This is a genomic window from Rhodococcus sp. KRD162, from assembly GCF_017168335.1.
Taxonomy (GTDB): Bacteria; Actinomycetota; Actinomycetes; order Mycobacteriales; family Mycobacteriaceae; genus Rhodococcoides.
The window spans coordinates 1-2,945 of record NZ_JABFAU010000045.1 but is presented as its reverse complement, the minus strand read 5'-3'; the positions used below and the strand labels follow the sequence as shown (position 1 = coordinate 2,945).

Genomic DNA, 2,945 nt, shown 5'->3' with positions numbered 1-2,945 from the left:
CGACGAGACTCATCTAAAGTGCTCGCGAAATGGGGTGCGTGCCTAATACGAAAGTAAGGTGGGTCAGGCTGCCTCCTGGTTACTTAAGGTGACGTTGTAGCCGAGTTCTTGGAGGCGGCGGATGGCGTTGTTCTTGGTGCGGGTGGGGTCCTTTTTGGTAAAGAAGTCGGATCCTGGGTCGTGGTAGCACTCGCCGTCCGCGAGCATGTGCCAGACGGCGGTGAGGATGGAGTGTTGGGTGGCGACGATGGCTTTCATCTTGCCGCGGCGCACAATGAGTCTCTTATAGCGTGCCCCGAGGTAGCTGTTCTTGGGGTTTCTGGAAATCGACAAGGCCGCGACGCCCAGAGCGCCCTTGAGATAGCGGTTCCCAGGTCGGGTCCTGGTGGACTTTGCCCGGCCGGCAGACTCGTTGGATCCTGGGCTTAGGCCCGCCCAGGATGCGAGTCGGCCCGGGCTCTGGAAGGAGCTCATGTCTGCCCCGGTTTCGGCGATGATGACATCGGCCACGAGGGTGGAGACCCCGGGAATGGTAGCTAGAAATTCCCGTGCCGTTTGAAAGGGTTCCATCGCCTCGTTGATGCGGGTGGTGAGTTCCTCGACGCACCGAGTGATGGAATCGATGCGTTCCAGATGCATGTTGCAAAGATAAGCATGGTGCACCTCGAAGCGTCCGGTCAGCGCCTCTACGAGCTCGGGAACCCGCACGCGCATGCGCCCCCGAGCCAGGTCAGCCAACACCTGCGGATCCCGCTCACCCTTGATAAGTGCCTTGAGCATGGCCCGGGAGGAGACACCCATCAGGTCCGAAACATGGTCCGAGAGCTTAAGGCCGGTAGACTCCAGAAATTTCTCCAGTCGTTGGACTTCCCGGGTCCGGTCCTGGGTGGCGATGGTTCGTGCCCGGGTCAAATCCCGAAGTACGCGGATCGGTTGAGGCGGGACAAAACAAGGGCGCAGCAGCCCGTGCGCACCGAGCTGAGCTAACCAGGAAGCGTCGGACACGTCAGTTTTTCGCCCGGGAATGTTGCGGGCCGCCTTCGCATTGACGAGCATCACTGGCAGGAGGTCCTCCATCAGGTAGTAGAACGGCTTCCAGTAATCACTGGTTGCCTCCATGACCACCGTGGTGACCTTCGCGGCGACCAGCATGTCCCGCAGGGCGAGGATCTGATTGGTGGTGGAACCCCAGGTGGTGACCTCGGTGGAAAAAGTCCCGGCACGCTTGCCCGGGGACCGGATGGCGACCTTCGCGTCACCCTTGGAAATATCAATGCCCGCGGCACGTTCATGAACCAAGTCCACGGGACACCTCCTAACCTGCTTGTTTCAATGGGTGGTGATGCCTGCCATGTAGAGGGTGGAATTAAATCAGGACTCTAATACTCGTGCTCACAGCAACAATCCACGGTTCCCGTGGAACCCTCCGCACCACGCTCATTTACGGGCCAAACAACAGCACCAAGGAACGACCGGCGTCGGACACGGCAGACACCACCATCATCCCGCTGAGCCATCCGATTCACCAGAGGCAAGGTGCGTCAAGAGGGACTTTCGACACCCACGGCGCGCAGCGGCGCTGGCACGCTCATTTGGGAAATGCTCGCGAAATCTCTGGTGCATGGTCGGGTGCTTTGGTGTGCTGGAGGGATGTATGGGTTGACGTTGTCTGCGCGCAGGGAAATCACTAAGAAGGAAGCCGGCGCGTATGTGGCGGCGTCGAAGAAGGCCAAGGGCGAGATCCTGGACCGGTTGGTGGCGGAGGTGGGCTGGTCGAGGGCGAATGCCCGGCGGCAGCTGGGCAGGGCCTTCAAGCGGCGGGGCCCGGCCCGTATGGAGGTGCGCAAGCCGAGACCGCCGACGTATGGCTATGACACGGTGAAGGTGCTCCAGCAGGTCTGGGTCGTGGCTGGGCAGCCCTGCGGGAAGTACCTGGCCGCGGTCATGGGCACCACACTGGCCAACATGGACGCCCATATCCGCGCTGGCGCTTTCGGGAGGGTGCGGGCCCGTTACAGCCCCGCAGTGCATGACCAGTTGCTGGCGATGAGCGCGGCAACGATCGACCGGCTGCTGGCACCGTTCAAGCTCTCGATGTATCCGGACGGGAAGTCCACGACCAGGTCGCGGCGGAACCAGTACACCGAGTCGATCCCGATCATGTCCCGCATCCCGGATATTGACTGGCAGCCTGGCCTGGTTGCCATCGATACGGTCGCGCATTGCGGCAACAATGCCAAAGGCCAGTACGCATTCACACTGACCGCCACGGACGTGTACACCGGCTGGACCAGCAACCGGGCGATCAAGAACAAAGCCGCCAAATGGGTGGTCAAGGCGATGGATGAAATCCTGGACGAATTCCCATACCCCATCGACCACATCCATAGCGACAACGGCTCTGAATTCCTCAACGATCCGGTCACTACCTGGTGCAATGCCCATAACATCCGCATGACCCGGTCCCGGCCCCACCACTCCAACGACAACCCGTTCGTGGAGCAGAAAAACGAGGCCGTCGTCCGCCGCTCGGCGTTCAACTACCGCTACGACACCGATGCTGAATTGGGGCTCCTGAACGAGCTCTGGCCGCTGGTGAACCTGCGCAAAAACCTGTTCCTGCCCACCAAGAAAGTCACCGGATATCACCTGAGCCGCAAGGGGAAGTCAGTGCGCAGCTACGACGACCCGCGGACCCCGGCAGACCGGATCAAGGACACCGGGATCATGCTCGAACCCCAACGTCACTACCTGGACGAGCTCTACGCCAGTCTGGACCTGGCCGGCCTGACGAACCGGATCAACGAGATCCAGCAGCGACTCATCCGGCTGGCCGCCGCCAAGACCTACTCCCAAGCACCCCACGCAGCATGAGACTTTCGCGAGCACAATAGATGAGGCACGCAGGAATCATTTGGCGAGCATCTTGACATGAGGCACCACGG

At 61.0% G+C, this 2,945-nt stretch carries 2 protein-coding genes; one reads left to right on the top strand and one right to left on the bottom strand.

Annotated elements, in window-relative coordinates; translation table 11 throughout:
- Positions 1–63 precede the first annotated feature (63 nt).
- On the bottom strand, positions 64–1,305 hold the full coding sequence (locus J1M87_RS25160; protein ID WP_047040730.1) for an IS110 family transposase: 1,242 nt from the start codon (positions 1,303–1,305) through the stop codon (positions 64–66).
- 354 nt (positions 1,306–1,659) lie between these two features.
- Here J1M87_RS25160 and J1M87_RS25155 point away from each other — a divergent pair, with 354 nt between their 5' ends.
- Positions 1,660–2,874: a DDE-type integrase/transposase/recombinase gene (locus tag J1M87_RS25155; RefSeq protein ID WP_157894437.1), complete on the top strand. Its 1,215-nt coding sequence runs from the start codon at positions 1,660–1,662 to the stop codon at positions 2,872–2,874.
- Positions 2,875–2,945 lie beyond the last annotated feature (71 nt).